At 33.1% G+C, this 14719-nt stretch carries 14 protein-coding genes; 13 read left to right on the top strand and 1 reads right to left on the bottom strand.

Annotated features, from left to right (window positions below):
• The first annotated feature begins 81 nt into the window (after positions 1-81).
• The 11 genes from X929_RS07760 to purD all read left to right on the top strand — a co-directional run bounded on the left by X929_RS07760 (position 82) and on the right by purD (position 12272).
• A complete protein-coding gene (locus X929_RS07760) occupies positions 82-501 on the top strand; it encodes a 5-(carboxyamino)imidazole ribonucleotide mutase (protein WP_103067453.1) in 420 nt (139 codons plus the stop codon).
• Positions 491-1207, top strand: a complete 717-nt coding sequence (gene purC, locus X929_RS07755; RefSeq protein ID WP_103067452.1) for a phosphoribosylaminoimidazolesuccinocarboxamide synthase — start codon at positions 491-493, stop codon at positions 1205-1207. The genes X929_RS07760 and purC overlap by 11 nt, the downstream gene beginning before the upstream one ends.
• Entirely contained in the window at positions 1204-1473 is a 270-nt protein-coding gene (gene purS, locus X929_RS07750; RefSeq protein WP_103067451.1) for a phosphoribosylformylglycinamidine synthase subunit PurS, read from the top strand. Before purC ends, purS begins: the two co-directional genes overlap by 4 nt.
• A gap of 5 nt (positions 1474-1478) precedes the next feature.
• Positions 1479-2165: a phosphoribosylformylglycinamidine synthase subunit PurQ gene (purQ, locus tag X929_RS07745; protein WP_103067450.1), complete on the top strand. Its 687-nt coding sequence runs from the start codon at positions 1479-1481 to the stop codon at positions 2163-2165.
• Positions 2143-4329, top strand: coding sequence for a phosphoribosylformylglycinamidine synthase subunit PurL (purL, locus tag X929_RS07740; protein WP_103067449.1), 2187 nt, complete (start codon positions 2143-2145; stop codon positions 4327-4329). The genes purQ and purL overlap by 23 nt, the downstream gene beginning before the upstream one ends.
• 1 nt (position 4330) lies before the next feature.
• Positions 4331-5704, top strand: a complete 1374-nt coding sequence (gene purF / locus X929_RS07735) for an amidophosphoribosyltransferase (protein ID WP_103067448.1) — start codon at positions 4331-4333, stop codon at positions 5702-5704.
• A 322-nt stretch (positions 5705-6026) separates the two neighbouring features.
• Positions 6027-6998, top strand: coding sequence for a phosphoribosylformylglycinamidine cyclo-ligase (gene purM / locus X929_RS07730; protein WP_103067447.1), 972 nt, complete (start codon positions 6027-6029; stop codon positions 6996-6998).
• 25 nt (positions 6999-7023) lie between these two features.
• Positions 7024-7599: a phosphoribosylglycinamide formyltransferase gene (purN, locus tag X929_RS07725; protein WP_103067446.1), complete on the top strand. Its 576-nt coding sequence runs from the start codon at positions 7024-7026 to the stop codon at positions 7597-7599.
• Between the two features lie 99 nt (positions 7600-7698).
• Positions 7699-9225 (top strand): bifunctional phosphoribosylaminoimidazolecarboxamide formyltransferase/IMP cyclohydrolase, encoded by a 1527-nt coding sequence (gene purH, locus X929_RS07720; protein ID WP_103067445.1) that lies wholly within the window; start codon positions 7699-7701, stop codon positions 9223-9225.
• A gap of 66 nt (positions 9226-9291) precedes the next feature.
• Positions 9292-10947 carry a sensor domain-containing diguanylate cyclase gene (locus X929_RS07715; protein ID WP_103067444.1) on the top strand — a complete coding sequence of 552 codons (1656 nt, stop codon included), beginning with the start codon at positions 9292-9294 and terminating at the stop codon, positions 10945-10947.
• Positions 10948-10985: 38 nt separating this feature from the next.
• Positions 10986-12272, top strand: coding sequence for a phosphoribosylamine--glycine ligase (gene purD / locus X929_RS07710; RefSeq protein ID WP_103067443.1), 1287 nt, complete (start codon positions 10986-10988; stop codon positions 12270-12272).
• A gap of 7 nt (positions 12273-12279) precedes the next feature.
• Here purD and X929_RS07705 read toward each other — a convergent pair whose 3' ends face one another.
• Entirely contained in the window at positions 12280-12630 is a 351-nt protein-coding gene (locus X929_RS07705) for a hypothetical protein (RefSeq protein ID WP_103067442.1), read from the bottom strand.
• 204 nt (positions 12631-12834) lie between these two features.
• Between X929_RS07705 and X929_RS07700 the strand changes: the two genes are divergently transcribed.
• Positions 12835-13869, top strand: coding sequence for an L-threonylcarbamoyladenylate synthase (locus X929_RS07700; protein WP_103067505.1), 1035 nt, complete (start codon positions 12835-12837; stop codon positions 13867-13869).
• 71 nt (positions 13870-13940) lie between these two features.
• A complete protein-coding gene (locus X929_RS07695; protein ID WP_103067441.1) occupies positions 13941-14711 on the top strand; it encodes a type III pantothenate kinase in 771 nt (256 codons plus the stop codon).
• Positions 14712-14719 lie beyond the last annotated feature (8 nt).

Here is a 14719-nt window from a genome sequence, read left to right as displayed (position 1 = left end):
TACCTCTCTACTGTATGAGAGGTAGGATATTTTATTTTGACGTTATAAAAGATGAAATTATTTTAAAAAGGAGAGATAACTTTGAGTAAAAAGGTCCTTTTGATATCTGGAAGTCAATCGGATGAGATTTTTGTAAAAACGGCCATTGATCTCTTTGAAGAATGGAAAATGAGTTACGATTATAAAGTGTTTAGCGCACACAGGAATTTGAAAGAGCTAACCAAATTTATAGAAGAACTTCCAAGTAACGAATATGGCGTCATAATAGCTGTTGCTGGTCTTTCTGCTGCCTTACCTGGTGTAATAGCTTCTTTAACTAACCTCCCTGTTATTGGTGTCCCTAGAGATGTAGGTCCTTTGAATGGAGTAGATGCCTTACTTTCTATGGTACAGATGCCAAGTGGAGTACCTGTTGCGACCATGGGAATTGGAAGTAGTGGGATGAAAAATGCAGCATACTTTGCAAAAAGGTTGATAGAAGGTGAAAGAGATGGAAGATAAGAAAAATTTTGAGCTTTTATACGAGGGAAAAGCTAAAAAGGTATATAAGTTAGATGAAGAGAAATTGTTGATAAATTTCAAAGACGATGTTACGGCGTTCAACGGATTAAAAAAAGACCAGATCCTTAATAAAGGTAGAATTAACAAAGAGATTTCTAAATTCTTTTTTGAAATGCTTAATAAGAAAGGTATAAGTACCCATTACATAAACGATTATGATGAAAACTCTTTCGTCGCAGAATGGACAGATTTAATTCCTCTCGAGGTTATAATTAGAAATTATACTGCCGGCAGCTTTTGTGAGAGATATGGTGTAAAAAAAGGATTAATGTTTGATTATCCGTTGGTTGAGTTTTCATTGAAAAATGACGAATTAGGTGATCCTATGATCACCAAAGATGCTATCATTCTTCTCAAGATCACTACAGAAGACGTATTGAATAACATCATTTCTATTTCTAAAAAAGTCAACGATATTTTGAGAGACTATTTAAAATCTAAAAGAATTATTTTGGTGGATTTCAAATTAGAGTTTGGAATAAGCAAAAAGGATAACAAACTTACGTTGATAGATGAGATTTCTCCCGATACATGTCGTTTTTGGGATGCAAATACTATGGAATCTCTTGATAAAGATGTGTATAGGGAAGAAAAAGGAGATCTCATAAACACCTACGAAGTATTGCTGGGGAGGTTAGATATATGATTAAAGAAAAACAGAAAACCTTCGGATTTGAAGTAAAAGTAAAGTTAAGAGAAGGGATTTTAGATCCACAAGGAGCTACTACTTTCAAGGTTTTAAGAAGGTTAAATTACAACGTTGAAAGTGTAAGATTTGGAAAAAGTATAGAATTAGAAATAAAAGAAGATAGCTACGAAACAGCCAAAGATAAAGCTAAAGAAATAGCGTATAAAATTTTAACCAATCCAGTTTTAGAGGATTTTGAAATCATCGATTTGAATAGGAAGTGAATGATGTGAAGAATGCAAATTCATTAACAGCTGGAATTATTGTTTTTCCTGGTTCAAATTGCGATAGGGATACATTTTTTGCATTGACAATTAACGGGTTTGATGTGAAATATATTTGGCATGATTTTAATCAATTACTAGATTTCGATTTGGTTTTTATTCCAGGAGGATTTTCCTATGGGGATTATTTAAGAGTTGGGGCATTGGCAAGGTTTTCTCCTGTGATGAGTTCTGTGGAGAAGTATATATTGAATAAAAGAGGATTAGTTTTAGGTGTTTGTAATGGCTTTCAGATACTTACAGAAGCTGGTGTATTACCCGGAGTATTAACTGTTAACACCTCTCATAGGTTCATATGTAAAGATGTTGAAGTTGAGATCATAAATTATGATACACCTTTTATTAATAATGTTCAAAAAAAGATTTTAACTTTACCTATAGCTCACAAGGAAGGTCGTTATATAGTAAATGATAACAAGCTTGATCCTACAAATATTGTATTAAAGTACAAAGAGAATCCCAATGGTTCATTTGACGATGTAGCTGGCATAGTGAATGAAGAATACAATGTGTTTGGTTTAATGCCTCACCCGGAAAGAGCTTGTCATGGTGTATTAGGTAGCGAGGACGGCAATTACATTTTTCAATCTATCAGGAGGTATTTGACTAGTGCAGAATCAATTAACAATTAAAGAGATAGCATTGGAGTTGGGTCTTTCAAGTGATGAATTTTACTTTATTGAAGAAAAGTTGGGGAGATTACCCAATGAATTTGAAACGTACCTTTTTTCTGCGCAATGGTCTGAACATTGTGGCTACAAGCATTCTAAACATTATCTAAAAAAGATTAATGAATCTTTTGAAAGTGAAAATGCAGGCTACGTTCAAATTGGAGGGAAAGCTATCGTTTTCAAGGTTGAAAGTCACAATCATCCTTCTGCTGTTGAACCTTATCAAGGAGCAGCTACTGGTATTGGTGGAATAGTTAGAGATATATTAGCTATGGGAGCAAGGCCCATAGCACTTTTAGATTCGTTGAAATTTGGTAATATTTCTGATCCTAAGGTGAAGAATATTTTCGAAGGTGTTGTTTCTGGTATAAGTGATTACGGCAATTCTATTGGGGTCCCAACGGTTGGTGGAGAGACTTCATTCAATGAAATATATTCAACAAATCCTTTGGTAAATGTAATGTGCGTGGGTATTACTAGCAAAAATCATTTGGCATCTTCCCATGCTGATGGTCCTAACAAACTTCTTGTATATGTCGGATCTAAAACCGGACGTGATGGAATCCATGGTGCCTCTTTTGCATCAAAAAAACTGAGTGGAAAAGATGACAGGCCTTCCGTCCAAGTTGGAGATCCTTTCACTGAAAAGAATCTAATCGAAGCAACACTTGAGATATTGAAAATAAAAGGAGTAAAGGCTTGTCAAGATATGGGAGCTGCAGGCATTCTTAGCTCTACTTCTGAAATGGCTTATAAAGGTGGAGTTGGTTGTGAACTTTATTTAGATAATATACCGAAAAGGCAAGAAGATATAGAACCTTGGGAAATAATGCTTTCTGAGTCTCAGGAGAGAATGCTTTTTTTGGTTAATCCTGGGACAGAAAAAAAGGTAGAAGCTGTATGTAATAAATACTTAATCGATTTTGCAATTATAGGAAAAACAATTTCTACCCCTCATTACGTTGTTAAAGAAAATAGCGAAGGGAGAGTTCTTGCTGATCTTCCAATAGAGGTCTTAGTTAACGCCCCTGAATATTATAGGAACAACACCATTCCTTCTACTTATACATTGAACAAAGCGAAAAAATATCCAAAGACAAAGATAAATGATGTAGATAAAATATTAAAAATATTGCTATCTAATCATAATATATCTAGCAAAAAATGGATATTTCAACAGTACGATTATAAAGTTGGAACCAATACAATATTGATACCCGAACAAGCGGATAGTGCAGTACTATGGTTAAAAAACACTTCAAAGGCTATAGCTGTTACAATTGATAGTAACGAACTTTATACCTATTTAGATCCTTTTGAGGGCACCAAGAACGTTGTATACGAAGCGGCGAGAAATCTAATCTCTGTGGGTGCAAAGCCTTTAGCTATAACCGATAATCTTAATTTTGGTGATCCTGATGATCCTGAGGTATCTTGGCAATTTGAACAAAGTATTGGTGGTTTGATTGAAGCTTCAAAAGAACTTTCTACTCCTGTGGTTAGTGGCAACGTTAGTTTTTACAATTCGTATCATGAAACATCAATTTTTCCTACACCTGTGATTGGTATGATTGGAGAAATTAAAGATATTAAAAAGTTGGTTAACCTAAAATTCAAGGATTTTGGTGATTTGGTGTATTTGATTGGAAAAACGGATATCAATGTTGACAAAATTGGTGGAAGTCTTTATTTAAAGGTTCTTGAAGGTTTTGTGGGCGGAGAGATCGACTTTGTAAATCCAATGTATGAAAGGTATTTGCAAAACTTTATATTAGATCTAATAGAAAAAGGTATTTTAAAAAGTGTGCACGATGTTTCAAAAGGTGGGTTACTTGTAGCTTTAACGGTGTCATGCATATTGAGTAATCGAGGTTTTAAAGGTATTTTAGATACTTCCATAGAGGAACTTTTTGGAGAGAATCAGGGTAGATTTATTGTGTCTGTTAGTAGTAGGGATTCTTATGCTTTTGAATCTATGGCAAAAGTATCCAATATCAATGTTAAAAAATTGGGAGAAATAAAATCCAGTGATGAGGGTGTAGATATCGGTATAGCATCTTTTGATTTAAAAGAACTGAGAAGTATCTATTTTGATAGTATTTCGAAAAGTATGGAGGAACAATAGAATGTTGATGGAGAATTGTGGTTTGTTCGCTGCATATTCAAAGGCTGAAAAGTACAACGTAAGCGGGAGAATTGTTGAAGGTCTTTTGGCGCTTCAACATAGGGGTCAAGAATCAGCCGGCATCTCTGTATCAGATGGTACTAAAATCACAACATATAAGGGTAAAGGAGTCGTTAACAGAGTTTTTGGGAGTGGTGTATCAAAAAAAATTAATGGTTATTTTGGGATCGGGCATGTGAGATATTCAACGAATGGGGTTTCTAATTTCGCAAATGCTCAACCAATTAGTATAAAGTATAAAAATGAATTTTTTTCAATAGCTCACAACGGTCAAATAGAAAATGGTTCTGAACTGAAAGAAAAATATGAAGAACAAGGTTCCATATTCATGACAACTTCAGATACTGAACTTTTCCCGCATCTTTTAGTTAATAATCTAAAAGGCTCTCCTTCGAGTTGGAATAGCGAAGAAATAGGTAAGTTAATTACTGAAAATATCTCTCCTTCTTACTCTCTACTTTTTCTTTTTAAAAATAAAATCATTGCTTTTAGAGATCCTTTTGGATACAGACCGTTTAGTATTTGCGAAACTGAAAATGCGATTTACGTAGCCTCAGAAGACAGCGCTTTCAAATTTTTTCCTCTTCGAAACGCTAAAATTAGGGAAATAAAGCCTGGTGAATTGATTGAAATAAAAGACGGAAAGATTAAAAGCCATGTAATATCTTCGAATAATCCTTATAAGTTTTGTTTTTTTGAACATGTTTATTTTGCAAGGCCCGATTCAAATATATTTGGTAATAATGTACACTTAATGCGTGAAAAGTTGGGAGAGTTGTGTGCAAAAGAGAATCCTATCGATGCTGATATTGTTGTCCCAGTAATGGATAGTGGTTTTTCTGCAGCATTAGGATATTCAAAAGCCTCTGGTATCCCGTTAGAAATGGGTCTAATGAGAAACAAGTATGTTGGTAGGACTTTTATAGACCCAGATATGCAAGAAAGAAAGTTGGGAGTTAGGCGTAAACTTTTACCCGTTAAAGAAGTTATAAATAACAAACGAGTTGTTTTAATTGATGATTCTATAGTAAGAGGAACAACGATGAAGCATATAGTGAAGATACTAAGGGAGAATGGTGCTAAACAAGTTCATATAGGAATAGCCTCTCCAATGGCAGTTAATACGTGCCATTGGGGGGTTGATATCCCTACGAAAGAAGAATTAATCTGCGCAACTAAAACGGTTGAAGAAATCAAAGAAATTTTTAATGCAGACTCTCTTAATTTTATTACTTTGAAGAATCTATTTGCTTCATTGGGAGAAAAGGGAAAGAATTACTGTTTTCACTGTTTTATTAAAGATTATAATTTTTAAAATGGTTGGGGAGCGGGGTCAAGGGGAAAATCCCCTTTTAGCTTTTTGAGTGGGCGGCGGGGCGAAGGGGCGCTAACAAAGACTAGGCAAGGTTTACAAGAAAACCATGCAAACAATTAATAAAAAAATCTGTTTTTAAAAAGGGTCACAAGGCGGAGCCCTTTTGCTGATTTGTGCAAAAAAGTTTCTTAAAACGAACTTTGATTTTGAGGATCTTGGGGATCTTAAGGGGGGAACCCCTTAATGGCCAAGGGTGGGTTGCGGGGCGAAGGGGAGCAAATATCACAGAAGGTACTATAACCAAAAATTAAGGAGGCAAGTTATGTTTTATAAAAATTCCGGAGTAGACATAGACACAGCTAACGAATCAATTAATGAAATCCGATCTTTTATAGGTTCCAATATAGGTGCTTACGCTGGAATATTTTCTTTGAAAGATAAACTAATAAATTATAAAAATCCTTTTTTAGTAGCTACTTCCGATGGAATAGGTACAAAACTTCAATTGTTAAGAAAGTATGGAAGATGGGATGTAGCTGCACAAGATTTAGTAGCTATGAATTTAAACGATTTGGTTTGTATGGGTGCAAAACCTTTATTTTTTTTAGATTATTTCTCTACATCACACTTAAACAAGAATAATTTTGTCACTTTTATTCGACATTTAAAAAATATTTTAGATAAATATGGTTGTGTTCTTCTAGGCGGAGAAACAGCTGAATTACCAGGTGTTTTTAAAAACGAGAGTGAAGATATCGCTGGTTTCGCCGTTGGAATAGTTGAAAAAGATAAGATATTTGACTATTCAAAGATAAAACCGGGTGATAAGCTTATTGGTCTTTCTTCTTCTGGGATACATTCAAATGGATATTCTTTGGTTAGAATACTACTCGATGAAAGAAAAATTCCCTTCACGGAAGAACTTTTAAACCCCACAAGAATCTATGTTAAACAAACTTTAACTTTGCTCAATTATATAAAAGGTGCCGCCCATATAACTGGTGGGGGAATAATCGATAACTTGCCCAGAATAATACCCGATGGCTGTTGTGCGGAGATAAAGGTTAATTGGGAAATTCCTCCAATTTTTGAAGGTATCAAACAAACAGGTATTTCCGATAAAGAAATGTTCAAAACCTTCAACATGGGTATTGGTATGATATATGTTGTTCCTGAAAATAAACTTTCCGACGTTACAAAAATATTCGAATCTGCTTTAATGGAAGACTTTTTTATTATTGGAGAAGTGAAGTCAACAAGCGATTCAAACCAAAAAGTTAAAATCAGTTTTTGAACAAATTTATTAGGAGCGATATGCTGTGAAAAAGATAGTAATTTTAGCCTCAGGTAACGGAACAAATTTTGAAGCTATATGTAAATTTTTTTTGAAGTCTTCCAAAATTAGTATAATTAAATTGATAACAGATAACAAGAAAGCTAAGGTAGTAGAAAGAGCAAGAAGATTGGCAATAGATTATGAAATAATAGACTATACCACTTTCAAATCAAAAAAAGAGTACAATGATTATCTTTTTGGCCGTTTAAAAGATCTGGATTTTGATCTAATAGTACTTGCAGGATACATGAGAATATTACCAGGCTACATCGTTAGATATTATGCCAATAGAATAATAAATATTCATCCTTCTCTTTTGCCAAAATATCCAGGATTACGTTCAATAGAAAGAGCATATAATAATAAAGAAGAATATACAGGAATAACGATTCATTACGTAGAAGAGAAAGTTGATACTGGCAGAATCATATTACAAAAAGAGTTAAAAGTAGAAAAAAATTGGGATCTTACTAAATTGGAGGAAGAAATTCATAAGCTAGAGCATCAATATTATCCTAAAGTAGTTGAGGAACTTTTAAATAATTCTGATGAAAATTGATAGAGATCGATGAGTTAGAAGCGGGGCTAAGGCCTACTAAAGCATGTTTTAGAGTTTCTAAAGTTAATTTTTTACAAAAATAACCTGGGAGGTATTAGAGTGATAAAAAGAGCATTGATAAGCACCTACAAAAAAGAAAAAGTAGTTGATTTTGCGCGAACTCTTCAAGAAGTTGGAATAGAAGTTATTTCAACGGGAGGAACTGCAAAGAAACTTCAGGAAAATGGAATTGAAGTTACCCCCGTTGAAGAAATCACAAATTTTCCTGAGATATTAAATGGAAGAGTTAAAACTTTGAATCCTTTTATACATGGAGGTATTTTGGCCAGAAGAGAGAATAAACAAGATATGGAAACTCTCCAAAATTTAAATATAGAACCGATAGATCTTGTTTATGTTAACCTTTACCCGTTTGTAGAAGTAGCTAACAAACCTGATGTTGGTTTAAATGAGCTGATTGAATTTATAGATATAGGTGGACCAACAATGATAAGATCTGCGGCTAAAAATTACAAAAATGTCCTAGTTGTAGTAGATGAATCTGATTTAGAAAATATATCAGCTAAATTAAAAAATAGAGAAGAGTTTGATGAAAAATATAGAATGTACTTAGCTTCAAAAGCCTTTAATTTAACCGCCTTTTATGATAGCTGTATAAGTAATTATTTAAATGCTCAATTGAAAGATAAGGATGATTTTCAAGAATTTTTAACGGTTCCATTTGAAAAAAGCTATCAAATGAGATATGGTGAAAATCCTCATCAAAGTGCCATTTTTTACAAAAATACTTTGAGTAGCGGGGCTATGACTTCATTTGATCAATTAAATGGGAAAGAGTTATCCTTTAACAATTTAAGAGACGCAGATTCTGCATGGAAAGCTGTAAATGAATTTGAAGATATAGCATGTTGCTGTTTAAAGCACAGTTCTCCTTGCGGTATTGCCTTAGGAGATAGTGTTTTAGAAGCATACAAGAAGGCTTATTCATGTGATCCGGTTTCTATATTCGGCGGAATAGTTGCTTTCAACAGGAAAGTTGATGTTGAAACCGCACTTGAACTAAAAAAAATATTTCTTGAGGTAATAATGGCTCCAGAGTACGATGAAGAGGCTTTAGATATGTTAAAAAAGAAAAAGAATTTAAGAATTTTGAAGATGAATTCTAAGCCTATTGATACGTATGAATGTGTATCTGTTGATGGCGGAATTCTTGTTCAGGAAGTTGATAGAGGGGTTATAAATGAATTTAAGATTGTAACAGATACTAAAGTCCCAGAAGAAATCAAAGAAGAACTTTTGTTCGCATGGAATGCGGTAAAACACGTTAAGTCAAATGCAATAGTTGTATCAAAGAATAGGGCAACCACAGGCATAGGGCCTGGCCAACCCAATAGAATCTGGGCTGCTATTCAAGCTCTCGAAAGAAGTAAAGGAAAGGGTGGGGACGTTTTAGCTTCAGATGCATTTTTCCCTTTTAGTGATGTAGTAGAAAAGGCTGCAGAATATGGAATAAAAGCAATAATCCAACCTGGAGGGTCAATCAGGGATGATGAGTCTATTCAGGCATGTAACAAATATGGAATAGCTATGGTATTTACTGGAATGAGACATTTTAAACATATATAATAAATTTTTTTAATTTGTAGTATACAAATCACCCATTTTTTGATATACTAAAAATGGGTGATTAATATGAATGTAAAAATCAAAACTTTTACTTTACTGTGTATAACTATTTTTTCTTTTTATCTTTTATTTTTACTACCAGATGCAAGCTTTAAAAATATTGCTCTAATAGATACTTTAATGGTTATAGCGTTAACCGCTATTTCTGATAATATAAGGGTTTATTGGAATGACCGTAATAGGTTGGTTTCTAACACCGTGGGTTTTGTATATGCTTTTTTGTTGGGGCCTAAATACATTTTAATTTCATCTTTAGTCATTCTTTTCAGTAAGACCAAACATCCAGAAATAAGTAGGAAGATATATAGAGCTCTTGTGTTCTCAACAAGCTATTCGCTATCGGCCCTGATTTCTTATAGATTTAATCCCTTTCTTTCTATATTTTTATTTTTGACTATTTCTAAAATTATTAACAGCTTGATAGTTGAAGGAAAGGAAAATTTTAATTTTTCGGTGTTTATGTATGAATACCTTTATTTTTTGAGTCTTTTACCTTTTTCTTATTTGTATTTACAGTTTGAGTTTTCTCCTTTTAAGTACATGATAATTTCTGTGAATTTGTTGATATTACTCCTCTTTTATCTGATAGCCAAAACAAGGAACGATAAAAAAAATCTGGCTTTGAGAACCCAAAGAATAAGAAAATTAAATGATGTGATTGTTAATTTAAGCAATGTCATTAGGCAACTTTCCTTGAAAGTATCCTCAGAGAAAATTCTCGATCAAATAGCTGAAATAATGCAGAAAAATATGGGCTACTCATATGTTCTTATTAGTTTGTTTAACTATAAGAGTAACAAAGTTGAAAGAATAGCACAGCGGGGACTAAAAAAAGAAATGTATGAAAAAATTAAAACTCAAGAGGTTCCTATATCTGAAATTCTTAAATTCATGGACGAAAAGTATAATTATAAAGATACCTACTTTATTCCTCACGCTAATAAAATAAGCGAAACTTATACCTTTCAACCTAGAGATGAAGTGAGTATAGATTACTTAGAAGATAATCAAAATTTGTGGGATCCTAATGATTTATTATTGTTGGCTTTGAGAGATGAAAGAAACAACATTATAGGGTATATATCTCTTGATTCACCTGAGAATAATTTAAGACCTTCTAAAGAAGAGTTGAACATTTTATCTGGTTTCGCTCAGTTAGTTTCACTGGCGTTGGAGCATTCACAAAAATTTATGGAGATTAAAGATCAAGCTGATAGAGATAGTTTAACGGGACTTTTTAATCATTCCAAATTATTTTATGATTTGGACAATTTCGAAAAGAATAAAGAAAATATTTGTGCAGTATTTATAGATCTGGATGATTTCAAGGATATAAACGACAAATATGGTCATAAGTTTGGTGACGAAATACTTATAAAGTTTTCTCAATTAATATTGAATACTGTCAGAAATAAAGACAGGGTTTATAGATATGGTGGAGACGAGTTTATAATTTTATTGACTGGTATTTCAACAGAGATTGGTATAAAGATTGTAGAAAGGATTTATGATGCAACACAAAATTTCGAACCAAAGATAAGTTTTAGTGCGGGATTAAGTACTTGTGAGGAAGTAGTTAATAGTTATAAAGAGATCATCGAAATTGCAGACAGAAAAATGTATTTATCAAAAAAACAAGGTAAAGGTAATTTGATGGTGTAGTAGATCTTTCTTTTTGATGTTGGGAGGGAAATAAAATAATGAAAGTATTGGTAGTAGGCAAAGGTGGCAGGGAACATGCAATAGCTTGGAAGTTGTCACAAAGTAAAGATATAGAAAAGGTGTTTGTAGCCCCTGGAAACGATGGTATATCTATAGAAAATAAATGTGAATGTGTAAAAATAGAATCCATAGAAGAAATTATAAATTTTGTTAAGAATAATAATATAGATATAACCATAGTTGGCTCAGAAGAGTATTTAGCAAGGGGAATAGTTGATAAGTTTGAGGAATCAAATTTAAAAATAATCGGTCCCAACCAAAAAGCTGCTCTATTAGAAAGTAGTAAGATATTCGCAAAGAGTTTTATGAAAAGACATAACGTTCAAACAGCATCTTTTAACACATTTGTTGAGTTGAAAGATGCTCTTGAATATTCTAAGAAGGCTTCGTATCCATTTGTGATAAAAGCCGATGGTTTAGCTTCAGGGAAAGGTGTTTTTATATGTAATTCTTACGAAGATTCTTTCCTAGCAATAAATGAACTTATGAAAGAAGAAAAATTTGGTGAATCTGGTAAAAAAATTGTTATTGAGAAATTCTTAAAAGGTTTTGAAGCCTCTGTTTTCTTGTTGATGGATGGTGAAAATTATACATTTTTTATTGTTTCGAAGGATCATAAAAAACTGTTGGAAAATGATCAAGGCCCGAATACCGGAGGTATGGGAGCGATAACACCTCATCCTGACATTGATGAAAAAGTGATGGAGTTAATCTTTCAAAAAATCGTTAATCCAACTGTCAAAGGTTTAAAAGAAGAGAGGTTATTATATAAGGGATTTTTGTATATAGGATTAATAATAGAAGAAGAAACACCCCGAACGGGGTCAAGGAAAAACACCCCGAACGGGGTCAAGGATGAACCCTATGTTTTGGAATACAACGTGCGGTTAGGAGACCCTGAAGCCCAATCTATTCTTTATTTATTAAAATCTGATTTTATTGATATAATAAACGCCATTGAAAAAGAAAGAGTCAACACTACCAAAATAGAGTTTTATGATGGTTTTTCTTTGTGTCTTGTGCTTAGTAGCTTCGGTTACCCTTTTTCCTATTCAAAAGGTGAAAGAATCACAATTAAACCTGGAATAACATCGAAGATCTTTTATTCCGGCGTTAAAAAAGATGGTGAGAATTTACTTACCGATGGTGGTAGGGTACTATCGATAGTAAATAAGGCAGATACCTTAGAAGAGGTACGAAAAATTGTTTATGATGAAGTTGAAAAAGTACATTTTAAATCAAAGTACTATAGAAAAGATCTCTAGTTAGAATTTAGCCGCTTTTGTTAATTTTATGACGGCTTAAGGATTCTTCGACCTTTAGATATCCCTTTTTCATAGCTTTTTTACTCACCTGTACGTTAAATTGGTCGCCTTTGATTTTTTTCATCTTTTCTTCTATGCTTTTTGAACGTTCAGAGTCTTTTTTTAAGATGTTTTCTATGATATTTTTCACGGAGGTTTCAGTTTTAAATGGTTCTAATTGTTTAAGTAATTCAAATCTTTCTTCTAACAATTTTGAGAAAGTCCCAAAATCATCGGTTTTTAGCGAGTCATCCAACGCTTTTTCTTTTTTGTTTATTTCATTTATTATTTCTTCCAACATGGTCTTTCTAGAGGCCATTTAAAATCCCCCTTTTTATCCCACTTTTGTTGAATTATATCACATTTTTTCTAATTACTTAGTAAAATGGTAAATATTTGTATTTAGAGACATTTAACAGAGATTAGAGCTCATTATAATCGATTATTTCACTTTTTCGATGTTTTCTTGTATAATATAAGTTGGAGACTTTTCTATTTGTCGAAAGAAAAAGGAGAATTCATTATGGAAACCAAAGTTATTGAAGTGGATCCATTAAATATCGAAGAAGAGAAAATTAAAGAAGCTGCTCAAGCGATAAAAGAGGATAAAACAGTTGTCTTTCCTACCGAAACGGTTTATGGTTTGGGAGCAAATGGTCTGTCAGAAAATGCTGTAAAAAAGATTTTTGAGGCAAAAGGAAGACCTTACGACAATCCTTTAATCCTTCATGTATCGAATGTTAAATCTTTTTTAGAGTACACTTATATTTCTTATACTCTTTTAGAAAAAATAGAAAGATTATTGCCAGGTCCAATTACTTTTGTGTTAAAGAAAAGGGGGATCGTTCCAGATATTGTGACAGCAGGAAAAGATACTATTGCCATAAGAATGCCAGCCCATCCTGTAGCCTTAAAATTGATAGAATACGCTGACGTCCCAATAGCTGCACCAAGCGCTAATGTTTCAGGTAAACCTAGTCCAACAATGTCGGAACATGTTTTAAAAGATATGTTTGGGAAAGTTGATTACATAATAATTGGAGGTAAGGTAGAGTTTGGAGTTGAATCGACAATAATTGATTTAACTCAGGGAAAGATACCAATAATATTACGTCCAGGTCCCATTCCACCCGAAAAATTAAAAGAAATTTTTGGAGATATTACTATTCCAGAATTTGCATATGGAAAAACAGAACCAGATTATATAAAATCTCCAGGTATGAAGTACCGACATTATGCTCCTAACACCCCTGTTATTTTGGTTGAACATGATGATGCAAATACTATGGTGAAGAAAGTTTTAGAAGAAGTAAAAAACTATAAAAATCCAATAGTTCTATGCTTAAAAGAACATGTTGACTATTATAAAAAACATAATATTAATTTTGACACTATAGGTAGTGAAACAAATTATTATGAATTTGCTGTGAAACTTTTTGAAATGTTGAGACAATACGATGAAAAAGTTGATGCTATGATTATCGAAGGTATAGAAGACAAAGGCATAGGTATAGCAGTTATGAACCGTCTAAGAAAGGCATCTTACAAGATAAAATAAAGAAACGCCCCGAAGGGGGTTCAAGGAGAACTCCCCGAACGGGGTCAAGGTAAAGAAAGGAAGGGTTAAAAATGGAAATTTTATTTGATGTTGGCAACTCTTATACAATGTTGGGAGTACATGAAGATGGTAAGTTTTTGACTTGGAGAATTGGCCCGAGTAGTTTTGAATCAGAGGATGTGTTATTTGTAGTCATATCAAATTTGTTAAATCGTACAAAGATTGATCTAAATAAGATAACATTGGCTGGCATATCTTCAGTGGTTCCTAATGTTAACTTTATTTTAGAACAGATGCTAAAAAAATATTTTAATGTTGAAAGTGTTTTTGTTAGTACCAATAATAAAATTAATAATATAGCATATTTAGTAGATTATCCCAAAGAAATTGGCGCAGATAGAATATGTAACGTTATCGCATGTAAAGAAGAGTATGGCGATAACGTAATTGCTCTAGATTTTGGGACAGCTATAACCGTCGATGTTTTAGAGGGGGGTAATTTTGTAGGTGGGGCGATAATTCCCGGATTTAAGACAGCCATAAGCTCATTGTTTTCAAGAACCGCTCAACTTCCGAAGGTAGAGATAAAGGTTCCTGAATACCATTTGGGGAAAAATACTGTCGACAACATTCAAATAGGAGTAATAAAAACAACTTTATATGGGATAGAGAGACTTATATACGAAATAAAACAGGAAAGAAAGAGAGATTTTGTTGTTGTGGCGACAGGAGGAGATACGAGTTTTATCTCAACTAAAACATCTATTTTCAAACATTACGATCCTTATTTAACATTAAAGGGAATATTATATTATTCAAGAGAAATTAGAAAATTGCGATAGGAGGCAAC

Source organism: Petrotoga olearia DSM 13574 (assembly GCF_002895525.1).
GTDB lineage: Bacteria > Thermotogota > Thermotogae > Petrotogales > Petrotogaceae > Petrotoga > Petrotoga olearia.
This window is presented reverse-complemented; position numbering and strand designations above follow the sequence as displayed.